The sequence below is a fragment of the Streptomyces sp. NPDC059785 genome, from assembly GCF_042732375.1.
Taxonomy (GTDB): Bacteria; Actinomycetota; Actinomycetes; order Streptomycetales; family Streptomycetaceae; genus Streptomyces.
In genome coordinates this window covers 89,511-115,840 of the sequence record NZ_JBHWHV010000009.1, presented here as the reverse complement: position 1 = coordinate 115,840, position 26,330 = coordinate 89,511, and the positions used below count along the sequence as shown (strand labels likewise).

The window sequence follows — 26,330 nt, the reverse complement described above, 5'->3', positions numbered from 1 at the left end:
GCTCCACCAGCCCGGTGAGGACGCTCATGCGACGCTCGACCCTGTTCACCCGTGGATTCGGCAGTGTCGGTCTGGCCTGCGCTGCCGTCGCGCTGGCCCTGGTCTTCGTGCGGTACGACGCGCCCGCCCCGCGCTGGGACATCCTGGCGGCGCTCGGGGCCGCCGCCGTCAGCGGTGCGGCGTGGGCGCTGGCCTGCCGGGCGGCGCCCCGGCTCGGGGCGCCGCCTTCCACTGTCAGCCAGCCGCCTCCGCCACCGCGTCGGCTGCCGGCGCCCGCCCGGGACGTGGGGCGGGCGACAGGTGCCGCGCTGCTCATCCTGACGCCGCTCGTGCTCGCCCGGCTGGCGGGCGGTACGGGCGGGGTGCTCAGCGGAGTGGTCATCCTCATCACCTTCGTGGTGACGCTGAAGGCGCTGCAGTTCGCCCGCCGCCAGGCGAGCCAGGCCAAGCCGCGCGGCAAGCAGCGCGTACTGGCCGAGGACGCCGGGCGGGGCGAACTGCACGCCGTGCGGGTGCGGGTCGGGGCACCCTTCCGGATGCGCTACCACGAGCGCGGCGACAAGCCGGGGGAACAGCGCACCACGCAGTTCCACTGGCTGGTCCTCCACGAGGAGGCGGGCGGCGGGCGTGAGTTCAGGGTGTCCGGTCCGCCGGAGGAGGTGGGCCGGGCGGCCCTGCGCCTCGGCGGTCAGGCGGGCTGGCTCTGCTGGCCCGAGCGGTGGAAGCTGATCGAGGAGGAGCTGCCCGCGGCGTTCGTCTCCGACAGCGGTGAGGTCTACATGGGCCTCGCCGACCCGGACGAGGCGCGCCCGTACCTCGGCGGCGGCAACCGGGCCATGGTCGCCGACCGCACCGTCCGGCGCGTCCCCCGCACCGCCAAGTTCTCCGCGCCCGTGCACGGCCGGATCCTCGGCGGAGCCCTGCTCGCGGCGGTGGTCGCCTCCCCCGTGCTCTACATCGGGCCCGACGAACTGCACTGGGCCATCACCTGGCTGCTGTGCGCCCTGGCCGCGACCGCCGTCGTCGTGCTGCCGGGGCGCGGTATGGGGGAGGCGTCGCGGGCCCTTCCCGAAGGGCCGTCCTGGACCGTCCAGGACGAGTCGGACCCGTCGATCGCCTGAGCCGGGAACGCACGGCCTGCCGGGTGCTGCGCGAACGCCCGGCGGCCGTGCAGCAGCCAGGCGGTGAGCGCGAGGGTGGAGACGTCGGCGTGCATCGGGCGCAGCGTGCCGTCGGGCTCGCTCCAGGCCAGCACCGCGCCCGTCGCGCCGTCGAGGACGAGGTCCACGTCCGGCACCTCCGCCAAGGGGCCGAGGCGTATCAGGCGGTCCGCGTGCGCCGGGAGCCGGCCGCCGGGGCGCTCGTGCTCCCCGTACGCCCCGTAGCCCTGATCATCCGCGTACTCCGTCAGCGTCGGCAGCGGCACCTCCATGTCACACGCGTCGAGGCGGAACAGGTCGCCGTCCTCCGGCAGGCCCGTGTCCCTGAGGAAGCGGCGGGTCGGCTCGTGGGTCAGTGCCGACGGGAAGTCGATCTCCTCGAAGCGCATGATCCCGGCGGAGCCGCATCTCTCGTCCAGCAGGCGCGGCGGCAGGTCGAGCACGAGGCCCGCGCCGGGGCCGGTGATCCTGGCGAGCGGGCGGATCAGCGCGGCCGTCTTCCAGTACGGCGGGGCCCCTGTCCCCACTCCCTCGAAGAAGGCGGCCAGTTGTGCCGTCGCCTCCGCGTCGGCCTTCGGCCCGAAGCGGCCGTCGAGCGACGCGGACCGGCCGCGCGCCGCCGCCAGTTCCTCCGCCGCCGCGGCGAAGCACAGCAGCTTCCTCAGCCGGGGGGACGGCGGGGTGAGCTCCGGGTGGTCCGGGGCGGCGGCCCGGTCACGGTCGCGGCAGCCGTACGTGGTGGAGATCCGTGCCGCCGCCGGGGCCGGGCGCTCCCGGAGCTTCAGCGCCAGTCGGTGCACGTCGCCGAAGGGCCCGGCCGTCGCAGTCGCCATCGCAGTCACTGTCGCCGTCGCAGTCGCTGTCGCGCGGGGTCCCGTTTCCCGCAGCCCTTCGACGGCGAACCGGCTCGTGGTGAACAGGTGCCAGGTCTCCGCGCGCGTGGCGTACGGGTCCAGCGCGGCGTCGGTCAGGAAGAGTCCGCCGCCTATGGTGATTCCGGTCGTGCTCAGCGTGCCTCCGACAGCGATGTCAGTCGTGCTCATGGCTTCCCCCGCGCCCCCTGGCGCATGTGAACGCGTACGTGCTTCCCCCGCGGGAACTCCCCGCCGTCCGGCGGCACTTCCCACTGACCGAAACCATACGCCGCGCCACTGACAATGCCCGCACAGTCCGCGGGCGAGCCGCCGGACCGGCCCGTGACTTAGAACACCGCGGCCGACCGGTAACACCGCGGCCGGTCACGAACGCCGTGGCCGGTCATGAACACCGTGGCCGGGTGTCAGGCTCCCGTGACCACCGCGGCCTGCGGCCTTATCGGCAGCCGGTTCACGGGGCGGCCCGTCGCGGCGCGGACGGCGGAGGCGATCGCGGCCGGGGACGTCACGACCGGTACCGCGCTGGCCGCCTTGGCGCCGAAGGGGGCCACGACGTCCCGCTCCTCGACCAGCTTGACGATGCGGATGTCCGGGGTGTCCAGGGCGGTCGGCAGCGCGTACCCGGTGAGGTCGGGGTGGCGCACGAGGCCGCGGGCGGTGCGCAGGTTCTCGGTGAGGGCCGCGCCGACGCCCTGCGTGACGCCCGCCTCGATCCGGGATCTGAGCTGGGCGGGGTTGAGGATGCGGCCGACGTCCTGGGCGAGCGCGAGTTCCACGACGCGGACCGAGCCGAGTTCGACGTCGACGTCCACCACGGCGCGGATCGCGCAGAAGGCGAGGCCCACGAACGCGTCGCCCTGTCCGGCGCCGTCGAGCGGCTCCGTGGGGTGCGGGCGGCACTGCGCGGTGGCCCACAGCTCCTTGCCGTCCATGGCCTCGGTGACGGTCGTCGAGAGCACACCGTCGTACGAGGTGATCTTGCCGTCGGTGATCTGCAACAGCTCGGTGGACATGCCGAACTTGTGGGCCAGCGGTTGCAGGAGCTGGGTGCGGACCATCTTCGCGGCGCGTTCGACCGCGCCGCCCGAGACCCAGGTGTGCCGGCCGTGGCAGCTCGGGCCCGCCGGGGGCTGGTCGGTGTCGACCGGTGCCACGTGCACCTCGTCGATGCCCAGCGTCTCCTGGACGATCTGCCGGGCGAGCGTGGTGAAGCCCTGGCCGGTCTCCACGGCCGCGCAGAGCACCGTGGCGACACCGTCGTGGACCTTCACGGTGGCCGTCGAGACCTCGTCGGCGCCCTCGGCGCCGAGCATGTGCACCATGCCGACGCCGTAGCCGACGCCCCGGCGCACCGCGCCCGGTTCGCCCGCGCCCTCGGGGCCTCCGGGCAGCAGCCACTCGTCCTCGGGGGTGTCCTTGGGGAGGGCGGGCAGCGGAAACTCGCGGACGGCCTGGAGGAGTTCGGCGACCGGGGCCGGGCAGGTCACCGTCTGGCCCGTGGGGAGTACGTCACCGGTGGCCAGTACGTTGCGCAGGCGCAGCTCCGCCGGGTCGGCGCCGAGCTTCTTCGCCAGCTTGTCCATCTGCGCCTCGTAGGCGGCGCAGACCTGCATGGCGCCCTCGCCGCGCACGTGCCCCGAGGGCGGGTTGTTGGTGCGTACGGCCCAGCCCTCGATGAAGGCGTTCGGGACGACGTAGGGGCCGCAGGCGAAGGAGACGGCGGCGGCAAGCGCGTCGGAGGACGTGTCGGCGTACGCGCCCGCGTCGAGGAGGATCTGCGCCTCGACCTTGACCAGGCGGCCCTCGGCGTCGGCGTGGTGGCGGTAGCGCAGCAGCGTCGGGTGCCGGTGGGCGTGGCCGAGGAAGGACTCCTCGCGGGTCGCGGTGAGCTTCACCGGGCAGCCGGTCTTCAGCGCGAGCAGGCCGAGCGGGAGCTGGATGCCCTGGTCCTCGCGGTCGGCGGTGGCCCCGGGGACGCCGGTGACGACGACCTTGACGCGGTCGGGCTCCAGGCCGTAGCAGGCGGCGGCGGCGTCGCGGTCGGTGTGCGGGTCGGTGGAGGCCACGTAGAGCTCGACGCCGCCGTCGGGCCGGGGCACGGCGAGTCCGGCCTCGGCTCCGATCGGGGCGGGGTCCTGGCGGCCGATGCGGTACAGGCCCTCGACGACGATCTCGCCCGCCGCGTCCGGGTCGCCGTGGCGCAGCGGGATGTGCCGGATCAGGTTGCCGTCGGGGTGCAGCGGTTCGGCCTCGAACGCCTGCTCGGGGTCGGTCACCGGGTCGAGTACTTCGTACTCGACGATGACGGCGGCGGCGGCCATCCGCGCGGTGTCCGGGTGGTCGGCGGCGACGGCGGCGATGGGCTCCCCGTGGTGGCGTACGACCTCGGAGGCGAAGACGGGCCGGTCGGCCTTGCCGCGGCCGTGCAGCGCGGTCCCCGGGACGTCCTCGTGGGTGACGACGGCCTGTACGCCGGGCATCTCGCGCGCGTGGGTGGTGTCGATCGACACGATGCGCGCGTGCGGGTGCGGGGACCGCAGGACGGCCGCCCAGAGCAGGCCCTCGGCCCACAGGTCGGCCGCGTACGGGAAGGTGCCCTCGGTCTTGGCGCGGGCCTCCGCGGAGGTCAGGGACGCGCCGAGGCCGTGCGGCAGGGGTTCGGGGGCGGGCGGGGCGGCGGGGGTGGTCGCGGTGGCGCCTTCGTTGCTCACGCCTGGCCTCCGTCCTGGCCGTGCTGCTGCTGGTCAGGGGGGATCGGGGGGTTCTGGGAGTCGAACGCCGACGGGTTGACGCCGCCCGATCCGGGGCCCGCCTGGTGCGGGATGCGCGGCTCGTCGGTGTCCGCCGCGGCCTCGGCGGCGGCCGACTCGGCGGCGGCAGCGGAGTGCGCCTCGCGTTCGGCGACGACCTCGCGCACGGCGTCCAGGACACCGCGGTAGCCGGAGCAGCGGCACAGGTTGCCGCACAGCGCCTGGCGGGTCTCCAGGTCGGTGGGCGCGGGGTTGCCCTCGAGCAGGTCGTGCACGGTCATGGCCATGCCCGGTACGCAGAAGCCGCACTGGACCGCGCCGCACTTGGCGAGCGCCCGCTGCACGTCGGAGGGCTGCCCGTCGGTGGCCAGGCCCTCGACGGTGCGCACCTCGCTGCCGGCCGCGGTGACGGCGGGCACCAGGCAGGACGCCACGAGCCGCCCGTCCACCTGGACGTTGCAGGCGCCGCACTCGCCCTGTGAGCAGCCGTCCTTGGCGCCCGCGAGGCCCAGGCGCTCGCGCAGCACGTAGAGCAGCGACTCGCCGATCCAGGCGTCGGTGACCGGGCGGTCGACACCGTTCACCCGCAGGACGTACGCGGCCAGGGGGTGTTCGTCGTGCGGGGCCGTGGCGGGCTCCCGCGCGGGCTGCTCCTCGGGGACGTCGGCGGGGGCCTCGGCGGGGGCCTCGGCGGGGGCCTCGGCGACGGGCTCGGGCGACCGGCCCGTCTCCCCCGGCTCACCCGGTGCGTCCGGCTCGACCAGAGCGCCTGGCTGGCCCGCGTCGCCTTCGGCGGCGGCCTCGGCGGACGCGGCCGGTTCGCCGTCGGCCGCCTCGGTCCCGGCCTCGGATTCCGTCGGTCCGGCCGCCCCGGCCTCGTACGCGGGCGTGCCGTGAGCGGGAGTCCCATGGGCGGGAGTCCCATGGGCGGGAGTCTCGTACGCGGACCCCTCGGAGCCCGCAGGACCCTCGACCGGATCCGTCCCGTGGTCCTCAGGCGCCGCTCCCGGCCCCTGAGGCGCCGTCTCGTGGCTCTGGGGCGGCGCGAGGTGTCCGTGGGCCGCCCGCTCGCGGGCGATGGCCTCAGCGGCCTCCTGGACGCGTTCGGCCGCCTCCCGGGCGGCCTGCGCCGACGTCTCGGCGTAGGCGTCGCCGCCCGTGCTCCCGGGTGCCTCGGTGTGCGGGGCCGCCGTCTGCCCGGGAGGGGCCGCGGACCACGGCTGGCCGATGGACTCGGTGGCCCAGGGGGCGGACGCGCCGCCCGGGAGCGTGGCCGGCGGGGTGCCGCCCCACTGCTCGACCAGGGACGACGTGGTGAACTCGCCCGACTCGTCCGGGAGATCGCCCCCGGCGACGGGAATCGACCACTGCCCGGTGACGTCGTGCCCCGCGTCATGGCCGCTCCCGTGCCCGCCGCCGTGTCCGTCGTGCCCGCCGCCGTGACCGTAGACGTCGGTCCCGTGCGCGCCCGCGTGTGTGTCCCCGTGCGCGTTCGGGTCCTCGGTGCCGTGCGAGCCCTCGGCGTCCGGGAAGGTCCAGTGCCCGGTGGCCGCCTGGCTCTGGTAGCCCTGCTGGTTGCGGAGCCCGGGCTGCTGCGGGTCGTGGGCCTGCTGCCGGCCGTAGGGCTGCTGCTGGTCGTGCGGGTAGGCGTAGCCGTCGGAGTAGTCGGGATAGCCGTCGTAGCCGTCGTGCGCGGGCTCCCGGGGCGTGGCGTTGGGGTCCGGCCAGTGGACGCCCTCGGCCGGTGCGGCCCAGCTTCCGGTGGCCGCCGGGTCGGTGCCCGCGCCGGTGGCGGGCGCGACCGTTATCTGCGGCGGTACGTAGCCGTGGCCGGGCGCCGCGAGGGGGCTGTCGTGCTCGGCGAGGAGGGCGTCGATGCCGCCCTCGGGCAGCTTGACGAAGGCCGTGGCGCCGTCGTCGTAGTCCCCTTGGGGCAGCCGTTCCCAGGACCCCTGGGTGCCCCCTTGGGAAGCGCCCTCCCCGTGCTGGTCGTCGGTCACGACAGTGCCCTCCCCAGTGCTCGTCGGGCCAACGCGGCCACGGTGCGCCGCAGATGCAGTACGGCCGGCGGAAGCTGCTGCACGGAGCCGTCCTCGGCCGGTACGGGATCGGGGATGCAGGCCGCGGCCACGTAGTCCCCGAAGGCGGCCAGCGCCTCGGGCACCAGGGCGCGGTTGTTGTCCCAGTCGATGAGCGAGGCGACCCACTGCTCGGCGTCCAGGGGACGCAGCGGCATCGGCGCTATGGCGCCGACGGCGCACCGCACACCGCGCCTGGCGGGGTCGAGGACGAGGGCCACGGAGGCGATCGCCCGGCCGGGGCCCGTGCGTCCGGTGGCCTTGAGGAAGACCTGCGGGGCGTGCAGCAGCGGCACGCGCACGTAGCCGATGAGTTCGCCGCCGCGGAGCATGTCGACGCCCGCGAGCAGGTGCGAGACGGGGATCTCCCGGCGGGCCCCGCCGGTGCCCGCGATGATCAGCGTGGCTTCCAGGGCGGCCAGTACGGGAAGCGCGTCCCCGGTGGGCGCGGCCGAGGCGATGTTGCCGCCCAGGGTGCCCGCGTTGCGGATCTGCGGGGGTCCCGCGGCGCGCGCGGCGGCGGCGAGGGCGGGGATGAGGGCCGCGAAGTCGGGGCGTCCCATGCGGGCGTGGGTGAGTCCGGCGCCGAGGAGGGCGTGGCCGTCCTGGTACTGCCAGCCGCGGATCTCGCTGATGCGGCCGAGACCGACGAGCGCGGCGGGCCTGAGCTGCCCGGAGTTCACGGCGGCCATGAGGTCGGTGCCGCCCGCGACGGGGACGGCGGCGGGCATCGCGGCCAGGGCCGCCACGGCCTCGTCCAGCGAGCCCGGCAGCGTCACGGCCTGCGCCGCCTGCGGTGCGTGCGTGGTCAAACCGGCTGCCCCTTTCCCGCTGCCCCAGCTGGTCCCGCCTGTGTTGCCGTACGGTACGTGCTGACAGGGCGGACGTGGCAACTCTGGCACATCTTCACGGGGCCCCGACGCGGGGGTCCGCTAGGAGGCATTCGCCCCTCTCACCTGGGAGATGGTCTGTTTTGGCATGCCATCACCAGTGAGCGCGAATTGGCACCCTTCGTTGACCCTTGGGCGGTTTGAGCCGGATCTTCGGACGCCCCCGGGGCGCGATCCCGGGAGCGTCACCGTCCGCCCGCTCACGCCTGGGGCGGCTCACCTTCGCGCGGGCGGCCGAGGATTCCGGGCCGGCGCTGCCACGGCAGTGGTCCCGTGGGCGGCCGGTAGGCCACGCCCAGGGCGTCGAGCCGCGCGTAGTGCGTGGTCATCCGGCGCTCGAAGTCCGCGAAGTCCCGTTCGGCGGGGGCGGGCAGGGCGCTCCAGGCGACCTCGGCGAAGGCGGCGAGCCGGGGGAAGGCCTGGTAGTCCACGCGTGCGGGGCTGTCCATCACCTCGGTCCACAGGTTGGCCTGGGTGCCGAGCACGTGCCGGGCCTCCTCGGGCGTCAACTCGGCCGGTACGGGCTCGAACCGGTAGACGTCCCGCAAAGTACGTACATACCCGATGGGTACCGGCTCGTCCGGGCCGCCGTCCTGGCGATGGTCCAAGTACACGTGCTGCTCGGGACACATGACGACGTCGTGGCCCGCGCGCGCGGCCGTGACGCCGCCCCGGTAGCCGCGCCAGGACGCCACGGCCGCCCCGGGCGCGAGGCCGCCCTCCAGGATCTCGTCCCAGCCGATCAGCCGGCGCCCGCGCGCCGTCAGCCAGCGGTCGAAGTGGGCGATGAACCACGCCTGGAGTTCGTCCTCGTCGGCGAGGCCGAGTTCGTTGAGCCGGGCTTTCGCGGTCCCGGACCGGCGCCACTGCTCTTTCGGGCACTCGTCGCCGCCGACGTGAATGAACGTCGAGGGGAAGAGCTCGAGGATCTCCTCGAAGACCCCTTCGTAGAAGCGCAGGGTGTTGTCAGTGGGGGCGAGTACGTTTTCGGTGATGCCCCAGGTGTCCCAGACCCCGAGGGAGGCGGTGTCGATGACGTCGGTGTTGCCGAGTTCCGGATACGCGGCGATGGCTGCCTGCGAGTGCCCGGGCATGTCGATCTCCGGGACGACGGTGATATGCCGCTCGGCGGCGTACGCGACGATCTCGCGGATGTCGTCCTGCGTGTAGAAACCGCCGTGCGGTTTCTCCTCCCACAGCGGCGAGGCACGGTGGCCGGATTTCGTGCGGGAGCGCCAGGCTCCGGTCGCGGTCAGCTTCGGGTGGCGCTTGATCTCCACGCGCCAGCCCTGGTCGTCGGTGAGGTGGAAGTGGAAGACGTTGAGTTTGTGCGCGGCCATCAGGTCGAGATAGCGCAGCACGCCGTCCTTGGGCATGAAGTGCCGCGAGACGTCGAGCATGAGTCCGCGCCAGCCGAATCGCGGTGCGTCCTCGACGACTTGGGCCGCGATCTCGTACCGGGCGCCCGGACGGACGGGTGCGCGGCGGAAGGCGTCGGGGCCGATCAGCTGGCGCAGGGTCTGCGCGCCCCAGAAGACGCCGGCGGCGTCACCGCCCCGGATCCCGACGCCGCCCGCGGCGGTGACGGCGAGCCGGTACGCCTCGGGCGGCAGCTCCGCGTCGAGCCGCAACGACACCGCCGCCGGCCCGTCCTCCGGCCCGTCCTCCGGTCCGGGCGGCAGCGGCAGGCCGAGCGCCGCGCCGAGGTGGGAGCGCAGCCAGCGCTCCGCGGTGCCGGTGCCGGGCCCGGCCCACAGGGTGGTCCGCGGGCCGAGGACGACAGGGCCGCCTCCCGGGCTTTCGGGGGAGTTCTCCGCCGCGGCGCGCGGTGCGGGGATCAGATCCATCACTTCAGTCCTTCACTGCTCCGCCGAGGCCCGAGACGAGCCTCCGCTGGACGAGTACGAAAAAGATCAACACCGGGACGGTCATGACCGTGGAGGCCGCCATCACACCGCCCCAGTCGGGTTCGTCGGGCTTGTAGAAGACGAGCAGCGCCATGGGCAGCGTGGACTGCGAGGTGTCGCTGATGATGAACGACTTGGCGAACAGGAAGTCGTTCCAGGCGGAGATGAACGAAAAGACGCTGGTGGCCACCAGACCCGGGAAGACCAGCGGGAGAAGGATCTGCCAGAGGAATCGCGTCCGGCTCGCCCCGTCGATGTACGCGGCCTCCTCCAGGGCGTCCGGGACCGCCTTCACGAAACCCCGCAGCATCCAGATCGCGAAGGGCAGCGAGAAGGCGATGTGGGGCAGGATCAGCGACCCCAGGGTGTTGAGCTGACCGAAGTCCCGCATGAGGAAGAACAGGGGGATCGTCAGGGCTTCCACGGGCACCATCTGGGCGATCAGAAACATGATCAGCAGGGTGGTCCGGAAACGGAAGCGGAATCGGGTGACGGCGGTCGCCGCGAGAAACGCGATCAGTGCCGAGACGACGACCACGGAGCAGGCGACGACCAGACTGTTGGCGAAGTACCGGCCGAATTCCTGTTGTCCGAATACCCGCCGGAAGGAATCCAGGGAGGGCGCGAGAGTCCAGGGCCTGGGCTCGTCGGACTCGATCTCCCCGGCCGGTCTGAAGGCGCTGAGCACCATCCAGTAGAGGGGGAAGGCGACGATCACCGCGATCAGCAGGGCGGCCGACTCGGCGGCCAGCCGCCAGGGCCGCCGCACCAGCCGGGTGCGGCCCGGCAGCCGGGTGCGGCCCGGCAGCCGGGTGCGGCGTGCGGGGCGCGGGGCGTTCTCCCGCCCTCCCGGAGCGGCCGTCGTGGCGGGTCGTACGAGACTCACAGTTCCTCCCCCTGCCTGCGCAGCAGCCGGAGATATACGAGGGTGACGGCGAGCAGGATCAGCAGCATCACCACGCCGATGGCGGAGCCGAGGCTGTACTCGGACGACGCGAACGCTTTTTGGTAGGCGTACACGTTCAGCACGAGGTTCTGCTGCGCGATGCCGCCGCCGCCCGTCATCACGTAGATCTGCGTGAAGATCTTGAAGTCCCAGATGACCGACTGGATGGTGACGACCACCAGGATCGGCCGGAGCATCGGGGCGAGCACGGAGCGCCAGACGCGCCACTGGGAGGCGCCGTCGAGGGCCGCCGCCTCCAGGACCTCGCCCGGTACGGCCTTGATGCCCGCGTACACCGTCACCATCACGAACGGGAAGGAGCACCAGACCACTTCGAGCAGTACGAGCGCGAAGGCGCTGTAGCGCCCGTACGTCCAGGAGTGGTCGCCGAGTCCGAGGACGCGGTTGACCGGGCCGAAGTCGGGGTCGAAGAGGAGCAGCCAGACCGTGGAGCCGGTGACGGCGGGCGTGGCCCAGGCGCCGAGCGCGGCCAGCATCAGCGCGAGCCGGGGCAGCGCGCGGACGCGGGTGAGCAGCACGGCCAGCGCGCAGCCGACGGCGAGGGTGGAGACGACGCACGCGGCGGCGAAGAGGACGGTGGCGAGCAGGACCCGCCAGAACTGGCCGTCGGCGAAGAGCGCGGTGTAGTTGGCGAAGCCCTTGAAGGTGGTCGGCTCGCCGCCGCTGACCTGGGCCTGGGTGTATTCGAGGAACGAGATCAGGCCGAGCTGGTAGACGGGGTAGACGAGCAGCCCGGCGAGGACGGCGAGGGCGGGGGCGAGATAGAGCCAGGGGGTCCACCGGCCCCCGCGGCGCCGGTCCCGGGCCCCGGCGGACGCGACGGCATGGGCAGAACCGGCAGAACCCGCAGCGTCGGCAGGCCCCGCGGCAGCGGGCGGTCCCGCAGGGCCGGCAGAACCCGCAGACCCCCCGGCGGCAGCCCGTCCCGTGCCCCCGGTGACGGGAGACGTGGCGTCGTGTGCTGGCATCCGGCGGTCAGCCCGCGGAGCCGAACGCGTCGTTCATCTTCTTCGCCGCGTCCTTCGCGGCGCCCGGCACGTCCTTCTTGCCGCTGACGACCTCCTGGAACATGGTCGGCAGGACGAGCGAGGCGTCGATCTGCGCCCAGGCCGGGGAGGCCGGCACGAACTTGGCGCCCGCGGCGAGCGTCTCGACGAAGGGCTTCACGAAGGGCTCCTTCTTCGCGACGTCGTCGCGCACGTCGGTGTACGTCGGCAGGAAGCCCATGGCGTCGAAGAGTTCGCCCTGCGTCTTCTTGGCGGTGAGCTGCCGCAGCAGGTCGACGGCGAGCGTGCGGTGCGAGGTGCTCCTGAGGACGCCGAGGTTGTTGCCGCCCGCGAAGGCGGGGGCGATCGAACCCTCCTTGACCCCCGGCAGCGGGACGACGGCGTACTCGCCCTTGACCTTCCCGGCCTCGACCGCCGCGTGGCTGAAGTCGCCGCCGATGGCCATGCCCGCCTTGCCGGAGGCGAACGCGGTGACCGTGTCGTTGCCGCCCATGCCCGCGCACTTGGCGGCGGGACAGTTGGCGCCGCCGAAGAGCGAGGTGTACGCCTCGATGCCCTTCTGCGCCTCGGGGCTGTCGACGGCGGAGACGTAGGAGCCGCCCTTGCCCTCGGCAAGTTCGCCGCCGTTGGCCCAGATGAAGGGCATCGCGCCGTACGTGTAGGCGCCGCCGACGGCGAGTCCGTACAGGTCGGGCTGCTCGGCGTGGATCTTCTCGGCGGTCTCGATCAGCTCGTCCTGTGTCTTGGGTACCTTCAGGCCGAGGTCGTCGAAGACGTCGGTGCGGTAGTACAGGGCGCGGACGCCGACGAAGAGGGGGGCGCCGTAGATCTTGCCGTCGACCGTCACGGACTGCTTGGCGGTCGGGTCGGTGTCCTTCGCCTCCGCCCAGCCGGTGAACGCCTCGGTGATGTCGGCGAGTCCGCCGTCCTTGACGTATCCGGCGGTGTCGGTGTTGCCGTACTCGATGACGTCCGGGGCGCTCGCCGGGTCGTTGAAGGCGGCCTTGATGCGCTGGGCCCGGGTCTCGACGGGGATGTACTCCACCTTCACGTCGGCACCGTCGTGGTCCTTTTCGAAGGCGGCGACCGCGGCGTCGACGACCTTCTCCTTCGGTGCGTTGCCGACCTCCTGGAAGAGCCAGACGCGCAGCGTGCCCCGTTTCTCGTCCTTGCCGGAGGAGTCGCCGGACGTCTGGGGGGCGCAGGCGGTGGCCGTCAGCGCGGCGGCCACCAGGGCGGCCAGCGAGGCGGCCGTACGGGCAGAGATTCTCGTGAACATCCTGAGCATCCTCCGAGCGGGAGTGCGTTGCAAGGCATGCAATGATGGTTTCGCTCTGCACAACACGTCGGAGGCTATGAAGAAGACGCACCGGCCACAAGAGGTCTGAACCAGTCGGTTGCGATCGGGCACGACAAAGCCGCGGCACCCCGCAGGGGGATGCCGCGGCCGTGCGCGGTCGCCGCGGCGCGCTCAGGCGCCGCGGGACGCGGACGCGTTACTTCTTGTCGCCGTCCTTGCCCTTGTCGCCGCCGGCGCCCATGGACTCGTAGATCTCCTTGCACATGGGGCACACGGGGTACTTCTTCGGGTCGCGGCCCGGGACCCACACCTTGCCGCACAGGGCGACCACCGGCGTGCCGTCCAGCGCGCTCGCCATGATCTTGTCCTTCTGGACGTAGTGGGCGAAGCGCTCGTGGTCACCGTCGCCGTGCGACGTCTGCGGCGTCGGCTCTACGAGGGTCCCCGTCCCAGTACCTCGCTGGGGCTGGGTCTCAGGCTCAAGAGTGCTCATAACCGCAAGGGTACTGAAGGTCACAGGCATCAGTTGAGCGAAGGGTCGTCCGGATACGTGGCCACCATCGCCAGCTCGTTGCGCTGGCGGCGCAGCACCTCGCGCCACAGCCGCTCGGGGACCGGCGAGGAGACGTCGCCCGGCTCGGACTCCACCACGTACCAGGCGCCCTCGACCAGCTCGTCCTCCAGTTGACCCGGGCCCCAGCCCGCGTACCCGGCGAAGATTCTCAGCGAGCCGAGCGCCGCGGCGAGCAGCTCGGGCGGGGCCTCCAGGTCGACGAGCCCGATCGCGCCGTGCACCCGGCGCCAGCCGAGCGGCGCCAGGTCGCCGGAGGCGTCGCCGGGGATGACCGCGACACCCAGGGCCGAGTCGAGCGAGACCGGGCCGCCCTGGAACACGACCCCCGGGTCACCCGCCAGATCCGCCCAGGCCTCCAGGATGTCGCCGACGTCCACCGGCGTGGGCCGGTTGAGCACGACGCCCAGGGAGCCCTTCTCGTCGTGGTCGAGAAGGAGCACCACCGCGCGGTCGAAGTTCGGGTCCGCCAGGGCGGGCGTGGCCACGAGCAGCCGCCCTGTGAGCGAGGACACCTCGGTCATGCCAGACATGATCTCGCATCTTCCCGCCGCGCGGGGAGGCAATGCCCGTATGCGAGTGAACGCAGCTCAGGACACCCGCGAGGGGATCCCCGCGGACCAGGGGGGCGGTGACCCCGTGTGCCCGATTCGCCACGGTTCGTGTTGTGGCAAACCTATGACGTAGCTGGGAGGTACTTGGGCTTACTGGAGGGGGGTGGGGGGCCATTACGCTTACGTCTTCGGCCCACCACCACTCACCGGAACGCGAGATTCATGACCGTCAACGGCTCTGATGACGTATTGCTTGTCCACGGCGGAACCCCGCTCGAGGGCGAAATCCGTGTCCGCGGTGCGAAGAACCTCGTACCGAAGGCCATGGTCGCGGCCCTGCTGGGCAGCGCTCCGAGCCGGCTGCGCAATGTCCCGGACATCCGCGACGTGCGGGTCGTACGCGGACTGCTCCAGCTGCACGGGGTGACGGTCCGTCCGGGAGAGGAGCCGGGCGAGCTGGTGCTCGACCCGTCGCACGTCGAGAGCGCCAACGTCGCCGACATCGACGCCCACGCCGGCTCGTCGCGCATCCCGATCCTCTTCTGCGGCCCGCTGCTGCACCGTCTCGGGCACGCCTTCATCCCCGGCCTCGGCGGCTGCGACATCGGCGGCCGGCCCATCGACTTCCACTTCGAGGTGCTGCGGCAGTTCGGCGCGAAGATCGAGAAGCGGGCGGACGGCCAGTACCTGGAGGCGCCGCAGCGGCTGCGCGGCACCAAGATCCAGCTGCCGTACCCGTCCGTCGGCGCGACCGAGCAGGTGCTGCTGACCGCCGTCCTGGCGGAGGGCGTCACCGAGCTGTCCAACGCGGCCGTGGAGCCGGAGATCGAGGACCTGATCTGCGTCCTGCAGAAAATGGGCGCGATCATCGCGATGGACACCGACCGCACCATCCGCATCACGGGCGTCGACTCGCTCGGCGGCTACACCCACGCGGCCCTCCCGGACCGTCTGGAGGCCGCCTCCTGGGCGTCCGCGGCGCTCGCGACCGAGGGCAACATCTACGTGCGCGGCGCCCAGCAGCGCTCGATGATGACCTTCCTCAACACCTACCGCAAGGTCGGCGGCGCCTTCGAGATCGACGACGAGGGCATCCGCTTCTGGCACCCCGGCAGCCAGCTCAAGTCGATCGCCCTGGAGACGGACGTCCACCCGGGCTTCCAGACCGACTGGCAGCAGCCGCTGGTCGTCGCCCTCACCCAGGCCACGGGCCTGTCGATCATCCACGAGACGGTGTACGAGTCCCGGCTCGGCTTCACCTCCGCGCTGAACCAGATGGGCGCGCACATCCAGCTCTACCGCGAGTGCCTGGGCGGCTCGGACTGCCGCTTCGGCCAGCGCAACTTCCTGCACTCGGCGGTCGTCTCGGGCCCGACCAAGCTCCAGGGCGCCGACCTGGTCATCCCCGACCTGCGCGGCGGCTTCTCGTACCTGATCGCCGCGCTCGCGGCCCAGGGCACCTCCCGGGTCCACGGCATCGACCTGATCAACCGCGGCTACGAGAACTTCATGGAAAAGCTCGTGGAACTCGGCGCGAAGGTGGAACTGCCGGGCAAGGCGCTGGGCTAGGCGACAGGGGCCCAGGGAGGCGCCCTGAAGGGGCGCGGGGAACTGCGCGACCAGCCTCGACGGCGCCGCGGCCGCCCAACGACGGACCGTGGCACCCCCGGACAACCACGAAGGGGCGGCACCCGAACCGGGTGCCGCCCCTTCGCCGTACTGCACTGCCGCGCGCCGCGCCTCGCGGCGCGAACGGCGGGGCTTACTTGCCCTTGGCGGCTTCCTTGAGCTTCGAGCCCGCGGAGACCTTCACGCTGTAGCCGGCCGGGATCTGGATGGGGTCGCCGGTCTGCGGGTTGCGAGCGGTGCGAGCGGCACGGTGGGTGCGCTCGAAGGTCAGGAAGCCGGGGATGGTGACCTTCTCGTCGCCCTTGGCGACGATCTCGCCGACGGTCTCGGCGAACGCGGCCAGAACGGCGTCGGCGTCCTTGCGGGTCACCTCGGCGCGGTCGGCCAGCGCGGCCACCAGCTCACTGCGGTTCATGTTCTTACTCCCGTGTTCTTCTTGCCGTTGAGGCGTGCCACGCGGCGGAGCCGCATTCGCTGCGGCGGTGCCGATGCTGCCAGGGCCCTCGGTCGGTCCCCGGACCGGGGTCCGTAGCCGAACCTTCGCGCCCGAAGAGGCATCCTGCCCCCACCTGCGGCGGGAAAGCCAATCCGGCACCCCTGGGAGTCACACGGACACCCTTGGGAGTCACACGAAAAGCGCCACTGCCTCAGTGTGGTGACGCCCCGCCGCTCCCGGCAGCCGGCCGCCGAGTGCGCGACCCGGGCCCCGGCCGCCACCCTAAAGGCGGCCGGAGGCTCCGTGATCCACGACGCGCCGGTCCGGAGGCGGTCGTGGTACCCGTCACAGGGGTGCTCACACCTCTGTGTTGCCCTGCTCACAGGGCCGGGCGGCCCGGTCAGGGGCCGTCCGGCCGGCCGGTCTCAGGCCGGCCGGCCGTCCGTCTCGGTCACCCCGGCGGCCTTCGCGGCGTCGCGGACCGCGCCGGCGACCGCGCCCGCGACCTTGTCGTTGAAGACGGACGGGATGATGTAGTTCGGGTTCAGCTCGTCCTCGGTGACGACGTCCGCCAGGGCCTTGGCGGCGGCCAGCATCATCTCGGTGTTGACCGTGCGCGACTGGGCGTCGAGGAGGCCGCGGAAGACGCCCGGGAAGACCAGCACGTTGTTGATCTGGTTCGGGAAGTCGGAGCGGCCGGTGGCCACGACGGCGGCCGTCTGGCGGGCGATCGCCGGGTCGACCTCGGGGTCCGGGTTCGCGAGCGCGAACACGATCGCGCCGTCGGCCATGGCGGCCACGTCGGTGCCGTCCAGCACGTTCGGGGCGGAGACGCCGATGAAGACGTCGGCTCCGCGAACGGCTTCCTTGAGGGTGCCGGTGAGGCCCTCGGGGTTGGTGTTGTCGGCGATCCAGCACAGCGGCGAGTCCGGGTCGGCGGCCTTGAGGTCCTCGCGGTCCGAGTGCACCACGCCGTGGATGTCGGCGACGACCGCGTTCTTCACGCCCGCGGCCAGCAGCAGCTTCAGGATCGCGGTGCCGGCCGCGCCCGCGCCGGACATGACGACGCGGATGTCGCCGATGGCCTTGCCCGCCACGCGCAGGGCGTTGGTCAGGGCGGCGAGGACGACGATCGCGGTGCCGTGCTGGTCGTCGTGGAAGACGGGGATGTCCAGGGCCTCGCGCAGCCGGGCCTCGATCTCGAAGCAGCGGGGCGCGGAGATGTCCTCCAGGTTGATGCCCGCGAAGCCGGGGGCGATGGCCTTGACGATCTCCACGATCGCGTCGGTGTCCTGGGTGTCCAGGCACAGCGGCCAGGCGTCGATGCCCGCGAACCGCTTGAACAGGGCCGCCTTGCCCTCCATCACGGGGAGGGCGGCCTTGGGCCCGATGTTGCCGAGGCCCAGCACCGCCGAGCCGTCCGTCACGACCGCGACGGAGTTGCGCTTGATGGTCAGGCGGCGGGCGTCCTCGGGGTTCTCGGCGATCGCCATGCAGACGCGGGCCACGCCGGGCGTGTAGACCATGGAGAGGTCGTCACGATTGCGGATGGGGTGCTTCGACGCCATCTCGATCTTGCCGCCGAGGTGCATCAGGAACGTACGGTCGGAGACCTTGCCGAGGATGACGCCCTCGATGGTGCGCAGCTTGCCCACGATCTCGTCGGCGTGCGAGGTCGAGCTGGCCGCGATCGTGACGTCGATCCGGAGCTTCTCGTGCCCGGACGCGGTCACGTCGAGGCCGGTCACCGAGCCTCCGGAGGACTCGACGGCCGTGGTGAGCTGGGAGACCGCGGTGCCGCTCGCGGGTACCTCCAGCCGGACCGTCATCGAGTAGGAGACGCTGGGCGCCGTTGCCATGGCCGACTTCCTCTGCTTTCACCTGGTTCGCTGCGTACGCCGCGCGGGCGCTGTCGCCCCGGCGGCGTCATCCGATCGTCGCACCTACCGCGGAGTACGTGGTAGCCGCCCCGGGTTGCGAACGTTTTGTTCGCAACTACCGAGCCGTTTCGAGCAATTCCGGAAAACGGATTCCACCATACGAGAAGACGGGGAACGACGGAAGGATGGCCCAGGGCGGTCCGACACCGGCCCGGCGTGGATCCGGCGTCGCCCACATGAACTCTCGGGACGGGAATTGCCTTGCGGGGATCGTTTGTTACCTTGGATGTGGCACCGGCCCGATCCAAGCCCCCGGGCCCAACCTTCGTCGCTACGAGCGACCACTTGCCGCGAGGCGAGCATGGCGGGTCGGTGTCATGACCGTGGGAGAGGCCCGCACCACCGAGTGGTGCGGGCCTCTTCGCGTCTCCCGCCGCCCGTGTCAGTCCCGCAGCAGGTCCGGCAGCCCCGTCCCGTCCGGCTCGTCGCGGTCCGTGGAGACGACCGTGAGCTGCTGCGTCGCCCGGGTCAGCGCCACGTACAGCACCCGCAGGCCCGCCGGGGACTCGTCGGCGATCTCGGCGGGCGAGACGACGACCGTCGCGTCGTACTCCAGGCCCTTGGCCTCCAGGCTGCCGAGCGCCACCACTCGGTCGCCGAGTCCGGCCAGCCAGCGGGCGGCCTCCCCGCGCCGGTTCATCGCGACGACGACGCCCACCGTGCCGTCGACCCGGTCGAGCAGCCGGGCGGCCTCGGCGCGGACGGTGTCGGCGAGGGAGTCCCGTACGACGGCGAAGCGCGGCTCGACGCCGGTGGAGCGGACGGCGGACGGGGACGTGGAGCCCGGCATGGCCAGGGCCAGCACCTTCGCCGCCAGCTCGGCGATCTCGGCGGGGTTGCGGTAGTTCACCGTCAGGGTGAAGCGGCGCCGGGGGCGGGTGCCCAGGGCCTCGTCGCGGGCCTCGGCCGCCTCGTCCGGGTCGGACCAGGAGGACTGGGCGGGGTCGCCGACGACCGTCCAGGTGGCGTGCCGGCCCCGGCGGCCGACCATGCGCCACTGCATCGGGGTGAGGTCCTGCGCCTCGTCCACGATGACGTGCGCGTACTCGGTGCGCTCCTGGGCCAGCCGCTCGGCGCGCTCGCGCTGCGACTCCTCGCGCACCGGCATCAGCTCCTCGAGGCCGGTGAGCTGGTCCAGCGGGTCCGCCTCGCGCCTCTTGCGGGGCCGGGCGGGCGTGCCGAGCAGCGCCTGGAGCTCGTCGAGGAGGGCGACGTCGTGCACGGAGAGCCCGTCCCGGCGCAGCGACCGGGCAACCCGGCGGACCTCGCCCGGGTTGAGGATCCGCCGGGCCCACCGGCCGAGCCGCTTCTCGTCGGCCATGGCGGCGAGCACGCCCCGCGGGGTCAGCTCGGGCCACCAGGCGTCGAAGAACCCGGTGAAGCTGTCCTCGGAGGTGACGTCCTCGTCGAAGGACGAGCGCAGTTCGGCGGCCAGCTCGGGGTCCGTGTGCCTCCCCGCGGAGCCCGACTCGGCCCACAGGGCGTCGAGCAGCAGCCTGCGGGCGCGGGGGCGCAGCAGGTTGACGGGCGCGGTGCCGGAGAGCGCGCTGTGCCGGATGCGGCGCAGTGCGTCCGCCTCCAGCTCGATCCGCCGGCCGAAGGCGACGACCCGCAGCCGGGTGGGCGTACCGGCGGGTGCTTCGCTGTCGCCGAAGGCCAGTTGCCCGGTGTCGGCGGCGGGCGGGGCGCCGGGTGTCTCCAGGGCGCCGCGCGCGGCCTTCCGCAACACCTTGAGCATGCGGTACGAGCCCTTGGCGCGGGCCACCGACGGGGAGTCGTACAGGGTGGCCTCGGCGCCGTCGACCAGGGAGCCGATGGCGCGGATGGCGACCTGGCCCTCCTCGCCGAGGGACGGCAGGACGCCCTCGGTGTAGGCGACGAGCAGCGGGGTCGGGGAGACGATCAGGATGCCGCCCGCGTAGCGGCGGCGGTCCTGGTAGAGGAGGTAGGCGGCGCGGTGCAGCGCCACCGCCGTCTTGCCGGTGCCGGGGCCGCCCTCCACGTACGTCACGGAGGCGGCGGGGGCCCGGATGACCAGGTCCTGTTCCGCCTGGATGGACGCCACGATGTCGCGCATGGAGTGGCTGCGGGCCTGGCCGAGGGCGGCCATCAGGGCGCCGTCGCCGACGACGGAGAGCGGGCGGCCGTCCAGGGCGGCCGTCAGCTCCGGGCGCATCAGGTCGTCCTCGACGCCGAGGACCCGGCGGCCCTTGGAGCGGATGACCCGGCGGCGCACCACGCGGCCGGGGTCGACCGGGGTGGAGCGGTAGAACGGCGCGGCGGCGGGCGCCCGCCAGTCGATGACCAGCGGCGCGTACTCGGCGTCGAGGACGCCGATCCGCCCGATGTGCAGCGTCTCGGCGATGTCGGCGGTGTTGTCCTCACGGATGGCGCCGTCGGCCGGCTCGACCGCGGTGTACGCGCCGTCCGGGCCCTTCTTGCCGTCCCTGCCGAGGAGCAGGTCGATCCGGCCGAAGAGGAAGTCCTCGAACTCGTTGTTCAGGCGGTTGAGGTGGATCCCCGCCCGGAACACCTGGGCGTCGCGCTCGGCGAGCGCGCCCGGGGTGCCGACCTGACCGCGCTGGGCGGCGTCGTTCATCAGGAACTCCGCCTCGTCGATCTTCTCCTCGAGACGGCGGTACACCCGGTCCAGGTGTTCCTGTTCGACGCTGATCTCCCGGTCCCGGCCGGAATCTCCGACCGAGTCGAGCGCGGCATCCTGCTGAACCTGAGCGGCCACCGGGCCCCCTTCTGACGTGCTGGGCAGCCGTCAACCGTACGCGAAAGGGGGCCGGGGAGGCCACGTGTCCTCCCCGGTTCGGTCACACACCGCTCATCAGCGGTCAGGCGTCGACCTCAACGAGCCGCTTTCCGTCGAACGTCATGACCTCGAAGTGGTCGATCTGGTTCGGCGTGAAGGCGGCGCCGCCGTGCACGTAGAGCGGGTTCCTGGCCTCCTCGGTCTTGGCGCCCTCGATGCCGTAGCCCCAGTTCGGGACGGACCAGGAGGTCACCGTCTCGCGCTCGCCGTTCTTGCCGACGGCGATCAGGGAGCACTTGAGCGGGCCCTTGACGTTCTTGAGCTGGAGGACCGCGTGCGTGCCCCAGTCCTTCTTCTCGGTGGCGACGACGGCGTTCACGTGCGTACTCGTGTCCGTGGCCTCGACCTTGTCGGTCATCACCTCGAAGGCGGCCTTGGCGGGGCTGGTGGTGGCGTGCGCCTCGGGCGCCGATCCGCCGCCGTCGCTCGTGTTGACCGCGACCGCGGTCAGCGGGCCGCCGACGATCAGCGCGGCCGCGGCCGCCACCAGGTACATGCCGCGCCTGCGCTTGCGGGCCCGGCGCTCGGAGACCTCGCCGACCAGCCGCTCGGCGAGCCGTGGGCTCGGGCGGGCGGACAGCGACTCGGCGATGGCCGGGCTGCCCTGGGAGCTCGGCAGGTCGGCGAGGGCGGCGAGCATCGGTTCCATCCCGGCGAGCTCTTCGAGCTGCTGGGCGCACCACTCGCAGGTCGCGAGATGGGCCTCGAACGCGGTGGCCTCGGCATTGTCGAGAATGCCGAGGGCGTACGCCCCGACCGCCTCGTGCACGTTGTCCTGCCCCTGTGCTCCTGACGCGGAACCAGAACTACCGGTTCCGTATCCCCCGTACATGCTCATGCCGTCACCCCCCGCTCCTCCAGTGCCAGCTTCATCGACCGCAGGGCGTAGAACACCCTGGAGCGCACCGTGCCGCTGGGGATGCCGAGCGTTTCGGCCGCCTCATTGACCGTACGCCCTTTGAAGTACGTTTCGACCAAGACCTCCCTGTGAGCAGGGGTCAGGTCGTCCAGCGCGTCCGACAGTGTCATCAGCCACAACGCCTTGTCGATCTCGTCCTCCGCGGGAATGACCTCCAGCGGCGACGGGTCGACCTCCTGCGGCCGGGCCTGCCGGCTGCGGTGGCCGTCAATGACGATGCGCCGGGCGACCGTCACCAGCCAGGGGCGTACCGAACCAGTCGCACGATTGAGCTGACCGGCGTTCTTCCAGGCACGGATGAGCGTCTCCTGTACGACGTCCTCGGCCCGTTGCCGATCGCCCGCGACCAGGCGCAGTACATAGGCGAGCAGGGGACCCGCGTGTTCGCGGTACAGCGCACGCATCAGCTCCTCGTCGGGTTCCGACGGCTGGGACGCTCGATGTCGTGCCCTGGGCGGGCGTTCATCAGCCACGGCGGAATCCTTGCGCACGCCTACCTCCGGTGTCCCCGATTCGACCGGGCTGCCCCAGTCGGTCGCTCACCTCGGAACTACGCACGCGGACAGGGCCGTGTTCAAAGAGATCGCACATATTTCTTGAGAGTTCTGTGACGGCAGCGTTTTGACCGTCTTGTGACCGAGTTGAGTCAACTCCCGTGACATAGACGGGTCATGCGCGTGCCAGGGCCGCCCTGCGACGGTGGCGGGCCACCCGTTCCCGGTTGCCGCACACCTCGCTGGAGCACCAGCGGCGCCGTCTGCCCCGTGAGGTGTCCAGGTAGACGATGGGGCAGTTGTCGCCCTCGCACCGGCGCAGGCAGGCGCGGGCGACGGGGTCGGTGAGCAGCTCCACCGCGTCGCGGGCCACCGCGGCCAGCAGGTCGGCGCAGCGCAGCGGGCCGTGCAGCCGGCGCAGCAGCGTGCCGTCCTCGGTGCGGACCGCCCACGGCGCGGGCGGCGCGTGCGCCGCGACCGCGTTGACCCGCTCCAGGTCCGCGTCGGCGGGCCGCCCGTCGAGCTCGCCGCCCACCAAGCGGCCGATGTGGACGCGCAGTTCACGGAAGGCGACCAGCCAGGACGCGTCGACCGCGACCGGCGGGCTGCCCGCGGGCACCAGGCCCGAACCGGCGATCCAGGCCCGCAGCCGCTCGGCCGAGCCGAGCCGTTCCTCGGGATGGGTGGTCGCCACGAGGTCCAGGCAGATCCGCCCGGAGTCGAACCGCAGCTCGTACGAGGCCGTGGCCGTGCCCGATGCCATGTGCCTGTCACCGCCTTGGGTTACCGCCATGAGGGGTCGGTACGGGGTCCGTACCCCCTACAGTGCCGTTCCTCACCCATGGCGGGAAGTCCCGCGTCCGACGGTTCGCCGCGCCCCGCGGGGCGAAGGCGCTCAGGAGTCGGCGTACTTGGAGTCCGCCGCCGGGTCGAGCGCGAGCCGGTAGCCGCGCTTGACCACCGTCTGGATCAGCTTCGGCGCGCCGAGCGCGGTGCGCAGCCGGGCCATCGCCGTCTCCACCGCGTGCTCGTCGCGGCCCGCGCCGGGCAGCGCCCGCAGCAGTTCGGCACGGGCGACCACCCAGCCGGGCCGCTGCGCCAGCGCGCGCAGCAGCGACATCCCGGCGGGCGGCACCGGCCGCAGCACGTCGTCGACCAGGACGGCGTGGCCGCGGATCTGCACCCGGTGGCCGGCGACCGGCAGCGTACGCGCCCGGGTGGGCAGTTCCTGGCACAGGAGCTGGACGAGGGGCCCGAGCCGGAAGCGGACCGGCTGGACGGTGTCGATGCCGCGGGCCTGCAAGGGCACCGCGGTGACCGGGCCGACGCAGGCGGGCAGCACGTCGTGGTGGAGCGCGGCGAGCAGTTCGGGCAGCAGGCCGCGGTCCTCGGCGCGGGAGAGCAGGGAGGCGGCGGCGGGCGCGCTGGTGAAGGTCAGGGCGTCCACGCCGCGCGACACGGTCGCGTCCAGGAGCCGGTCGACGGGCCCGATGTCCTCCGGCGGCATCCACCGGTAGACGGGCACGCCGACGACCTCGGCCCCGCCCTCGCGCAGCGCCTCCACGAACCCGGGCAGCGGCTCGCCGTGCAGCTGTACGGCGATCCGGCGGCCCTCGACGCCCTCCTCCAGGAGCCGGTCGAGGACCTCGGCCATCGAGTCCGACGACGGGGACCACTCCTCGGTGAGCCCCGCGGCCCGCACGGCCCCTTTGACCTTGGGGCCACGGGCCAGCAGCTCCACACTCCGCAGCCGCCCGAGCAGGTCCTCGCCCAGCCCCCAGCCGTCGGCGGCCTCCAGCCAGCCGCGGAAGCCGATGGCGGTGGTGGCGATCACGACGTCCGGCGCCTGCTCGATCAGCTCCTTGGTCGCCGCCAGCAGTTCGCTGTCGTCGGCCAGCGGCACGATCCGCAGGGCGGGCGCGTGCATCACCTCGGCACCCCGGCGCTTCAGCAGCGCGCCCAGTTCGTCGGCCCGGCGCGCCGCGGTCACCCCGACGGTGAAACCCGCGAGGGGACCGTGCTCGGCTCCGGCCGGTCGCTGTTCTTCGTCGTACATGGCTCTCGTCTCGTACTCGAGTCCTCGGGCACCTGCGGCTGGTCCGAGCCTGTCAACGCCCCGTGACGGGCCCGGATCAGCCGCGTATCACCCGTGTTACGTCACACCTCGGCGTAGCTGAGCTGCGGATTCACCTCCGAGGCCGCCTCGTCGCGCTCCGCCGCGCCGACCGGCCGGCGAAGGTATACGGCCCAGGTGACCGCGAAGCACACAGCGTAGAAGGCGAGGAAGGCGACGAAGGCGCCGGTACCCGAGCCGTAGGAGAGGAAGGACTGCCGGAAGGCCAGGTTGATGGCGACGCCGCCGAGTGCGCCCACCGCGCCGATCAGCCCCATGGAGGCGCCGGACAGCCGCCGCCCGTGCGCCGCCGCGGCCTCGCCGCGCAGCCCCATGGCGACCGCCTTGGCCTGGAAGATCCCGGGGATCATCTTGTACGTCGAGCCGTTGCCGAGCCCGGTCAGGACGAACAGCGCGACGAACGCGACGGTGAACAGCGGCAGCGACTTCTGCACGGAGGCGAGGACGACTACGCCGGTCGCGGCGGCCATCGCGACGAAGTTCCACAGGGTGATCCGGGCGCCGCCGTACCGGTCGGCGAGCCAGCCGCCGACGGGCCGGATCAGCGAGCCGAGCAGCGGGCCGATGAAGGTGAGGTACGCGGCCTGGAGCGGGGTCCGCCCGAACTGGTTCTGGAGCACCTGTCCGAAGGCGAAGCTGTAGCCGATGAACGAGCCGAAGGTGCCGACGTAGAGGAACGACATGATCCAGGTGTGCGCGTCCTTGGCGGCGTCGATCGCCGCCCCGGTGTCGTTCTTCACCTTGGACAGGTTGTCCATATAGAGCGCGCCGAGAGTGGCGGCGACGACGATGAGCGGGATGTAGATGCCGAGCAGCACCCGCGGCCCGCCGCTCGCGCCGATGATCGCCAGGGCCACGAGCTGGATGACGGGCACGCCGATGTTGCCGCCGCCCGCGTTCAGGCCGAGCGCCCAGCCCTTCTTCCTGAGCGGGAAGAAGGCGTTGATGTTGGTCATGGAGGAGGCGAAGTTGCCGCCGCCGATCCCGGCGAGCATGCCGACCAGCAGGAAGGTGGAGAAGGAGGTCCCCGGCTCCATCACCACGAACGCGGCGACGGACGGCACGAGTAGCAGCCCCGCCGAGACGATCGTCCAGTTCCGCCCGCCGAAGAGGGCGACGGCGAAGGTGTAGGGCACCCGCACGACCGCGCCGACCAGCGTCACCATGGACGTGAGCAGGAACTTGTCGGCCGGGGTGAGCCCGTACTCGGGCCCCATGAAGAGCACCAGCACCGACCACAGGGTCCAGATCGAGAACCCGATGTGCTCGGACAGCACGGAGAAGAACAGATTCCGGTTGGCGATCTCCTCGCCGGTCTCCCGCCAGAACGTCTCGTCCTCGGGATCCCACTCGTCGATCCAGCGGCCTCCCCTGCCGGCTGCGGGGGATGTGCTCGGGGCTGTCATGACGCCTCCACGGTTTCGTACGGGGCCGGGTCACGAAGGTAGGGAGGCGGCGTTTCCGGTCTGTGGCTGTGGGTGACCAGAAAGGAACGTTGCTCTCACCTGGGGGCGGAAGGCGTGGTGAGGGAGCGGGCGGGGCGAGTAGGGGTGTACCGGAACGCGAACCGGCGCGGCCCGGTCCGCTTCGGGCGCGGTCCGGGCGTTCCCGCCGGAGTCCGGACGGCCCTGCCGGACCGGAGTAGCGTGGGAGAGCCGGTACGGCCCGGGGGGGGCCACACGGGCGGCCGGCGGATCGGAGGCGGTCGTGTCCGCTCCCAGTGCGTTGCTGCCGGTCGACGACTTCCCCGTCACGCACCCCGGCCTGGCACAGGGGGCCGGCCGGCCGCGGTTCACCGGACCGCCGGAGGTCGTCGCCGCTCCCTGCCCCCCGCTCGCTCCTCGGTTCCGTGCCCGGTGGCCGGTGGTACGGCACCACCCGGACGCGGTGCACGACCA

Annotated in this window: 19 protein-coding genes; 1 reads left to right on the top strand and 18 read right to left on the bottom strand. The window is 72.5% G+C overall.

From position 1 onward, the window contains the following. Positions 1-952: 952 nt before the first annotated feature. The 10 genes from ACFV6E_RS09465 to ACFV6E_RS09420 all read right to left on the bottom strand — a co-directional run bounded on the left by ACFV6E_RS09465 (position 953) and on the right by ACFV6E_RS09420 (position 14,029). Positions 953-2,203, bottom strand: coding sequence for an SUKH-4 family immunity protein (locus tag ACFV6E_RS09465; protein WP_385163995.1), 1,251 nt, complete (start codon positions 2,201-2,203; stop codon positions 953-955). Between the two features lie 236 nt (positions 2,204-2,439). Then, positions 2,440-4,746 carry a xanthine dehydrogenase family protein molybdopterin-binding subunit gene (locus tag ACFV6E_RS09460; protein WP_385163998.1) on the bottom strand — a complete coding sequence of 769 codons (2,307 nt, stop codon included), beginning with the start codon at positions 4,744-4,746 and terminating at the stop codon, positions 2,440-2,442. Continuing rightward, on the bottom strand, positions 4,743-6,785 hold the full coding sequence (locus tag ACFV6E_RS09455) for a 2Fe-2S iron-sulfur cluster-binding protein (RefSeq protein ID WP_385460249.1): 2,043 nt from the start codon (positions 6,783-6,785) through the stop codon (positions 4,743-4,745). The genes ACFV6E_RS09460 and ACFV6E_RS09455 overlap by 4 nt, the downstream gene beginning before the upstream one ends. Further along, positions 6,782-7,675 (bottom strand): FAD binding domain-containing protein, encoded by an 894-nt coding sequence (locus ACFV6E_RS09450; protein ID WP_385164004.1) that lies wholly within the window; start codon positions 7,673-7,675, stop codon positions 6,782-6,784. The genes ACFV6E_RS09455 and ACFV6E_RS09450 overlap by 4 nt, the downstream gene beginning before the upstream one ends. A 278-nt stretch (positions 7,676-7,953) precedes the next feature. Further along, positions 7,954-9,600, bottom strand: a complete 1,647-nt coding sequence (locus tag ACFV6E_RS09445; protein ID WP_385460247.1) for a beta-N-acetylhexosaminidase — start codon at positions 9,598-9,600, stop codon at positions 7,954-7,956. Positions 9,601-9,604: 4 nt separating this feature from the next. Further along, a complete protein-coding gene (locus ACFV6E_RS09440) occupies positions 9,605-10,468 on the bottom strand; it encodes a carbohydrate ABC transporter permease (protein WP_385460323.1) in 864 nt (287 codons plus the stop codon). A 74-nt stretch (positions 10,469-10,542) separates the two neighbouring features. Further along, positions 10,543-11,595, bottom strand: coding sequence for a carbohydrate ABC transporter permease (locus ACFV6E_RS09435; RefSeq protein ID WP_385164010.1), 1,053 nt, complete (start codon positions 11,593-11,595; stop codon positions 10,543-10,545). A gap of 7 nt (positions 11,596-11,602) precedes the next feature. Continuing rightward, on the bottom strand, positions 11,603-12,913 hold the full coding sequence (locus ACFV6E_RS09430; RefSeq protein WP_385164013.1) for an extracellular solute-binding protein: 1,311 nt from the start codon (positions 12,911-12,913) through the stop codon (positions 11,603-11,605). 217 nt (positions 12,914-13,130) lie between these two features. Continuing rightward, positions 13,131-13,427, bottom strand: a complete 297-nt coding sequence (locus tag ACFV6E_RS09425; protein WP_385164015.1) for a DUF3039 domain-containing protein — start codon at positions 13,425-13,427, stop codon at positions 13,131-13,133. 29 nt (positions 13,428-13,456) lie between these two features. Continuing rightward, the gene (locus ACFV6E_RS09420) at positions 13,457-14,029 is read right to left on the bottom strand and encodes a YqgE/AlgH family protein (protein ID WP_385164017.1); all 573 of its coding nucleotides are present in this window, start codon (positions 14,027-14,029) and stop codon (positions 13,457-13,459) included. A gap of 252 nt (positions 14,030-14,281) precedes the next feature. On the opposite strand from ACFV6E_RS09420, the gene murA reads away from it, so the two are divergent. Continuing rightward, positions 14,282-15,628 carry a UDP-N-acetylglucosamine 1-carboxyvinyltransferase gene (gene murA, locus ACFV6E_RS09415; protein WP_385164019.1) on the top strand — a complete coding sequence of 449 codons (1,347 nt, stop codon included), beginning with the start codon at positions 14,282-14,284 and terminating at the stop codon, positions 15,626-15,628. 193 nt (positions 15,629-15,821) lie between these two features. On the opposite strand, the gene ACFV6E_RS09410 is transcribed toward murA, so the two are convergent. From ACFV6E_RS09410 to ACFV6E_RS09375, 8 genes are all read right to left on the bottom strand, one after another. Beyond that, positions 15,822-16,103, bottom strand: coding sequence for an HU family DNA-binding protein (locus tag ACFV6E_RS09410; protein ID WP_007382399.1), 282 nt, complete (start codon positions 16,101-16,103; stop codon positions 15,822-15,824). Positions 16,104-16,549: 446 nt separating this feature from the next. Beyond that, the gene (locus ACFV6E_RS09405; RefSeq protein ID WP_385460245.1) at positions 16,550-17,983 is read right to left on the bottom strand and encodes an NAD-dependent malic enzyme; all 1,434 of its coding nucleotides are present in this window, start codon (positions 17,981-17,983) and stop codon (positions 16,550-16,552) included. Between the two features lie 463 nt (positions 17,984-18,446). Beyond that, positions 18,447-20,804 carry a HelD family protein gene (locus tag ACFV6E_RS09400; protein WP_385460243.1) on the bottom strand — a complete coding sequence of 786 codons (2,358 nt, stop codon included), beginning with the start codon at positions 20,802-20,804 and terminating at the stop codon, positions 18,447-18,449. A gap of 103 nt (positions 20,805-20,907) precedes the next feature. Beyond that, complete coding sequence (locus tag ACFV6E_RS09395; RefSeq protein ID WP_385164030.1) at positions 20,908-21,723, bottom strand: anti-sigma factor family protein; 816 nt, start codon at positions 21,721-21,723, stop codon at positions 20,908-20,910. Then, a complete protein-coding gene (locus tag ACFV6E_RS09390; RefSeq protein WP_121402637.1) occupies positions 21,720-22,295 on the bottom strand; it encodes a sigma-70 family RNA polymerase sigma factor in 576 nt (191 codons plus the stop codon). The genes ACFV6E_RS09395 and ACFV6E_RS09390 overlap by 4 nt, the downstream gene beginning before the upstream one ends. A 178-nt stretch (positions 22,296-22,473) precedes the next feature. Continuing rightward, the gene (locus ACFV6E_RS09385) at positions 22,474-23,061 is read right to left on the bottom strand and encodes a CGNR zinc finger domain-containing protein (protein ID WP_385164033.1); all 588 of its coding nucleotides are present in this window, start codon (positions 23,059-23,061) and stop codon (positions 22,474-22,476) included. Between the two features lie 132 nt (positions 23,062-23,193). Beyond that, a complete protein-coding gene (locus ACFV6E_RS09380) occupies positions 23,194-24,354 on the bottom strand; it encodes a uroporphyrinogen-III synthase (RefSeq protein WP_385164036.1) in 1,161 nt (386 codons plus the stop codon). Positions 24,355-24,455: 101 nt separating this feature from the next. Further along, a complete protein-coding gene (locus ACFV6E_RS09375; RefSeq protein WP_385460241.1) occupies positions 24,456-25,838 on the bottom strand; it encodes a nitrate/nitrite transporter in 1,383 nt (460 codons plus the stop codon). Positions 25,839-26,330: the final 492 nt, after the last annotated feature.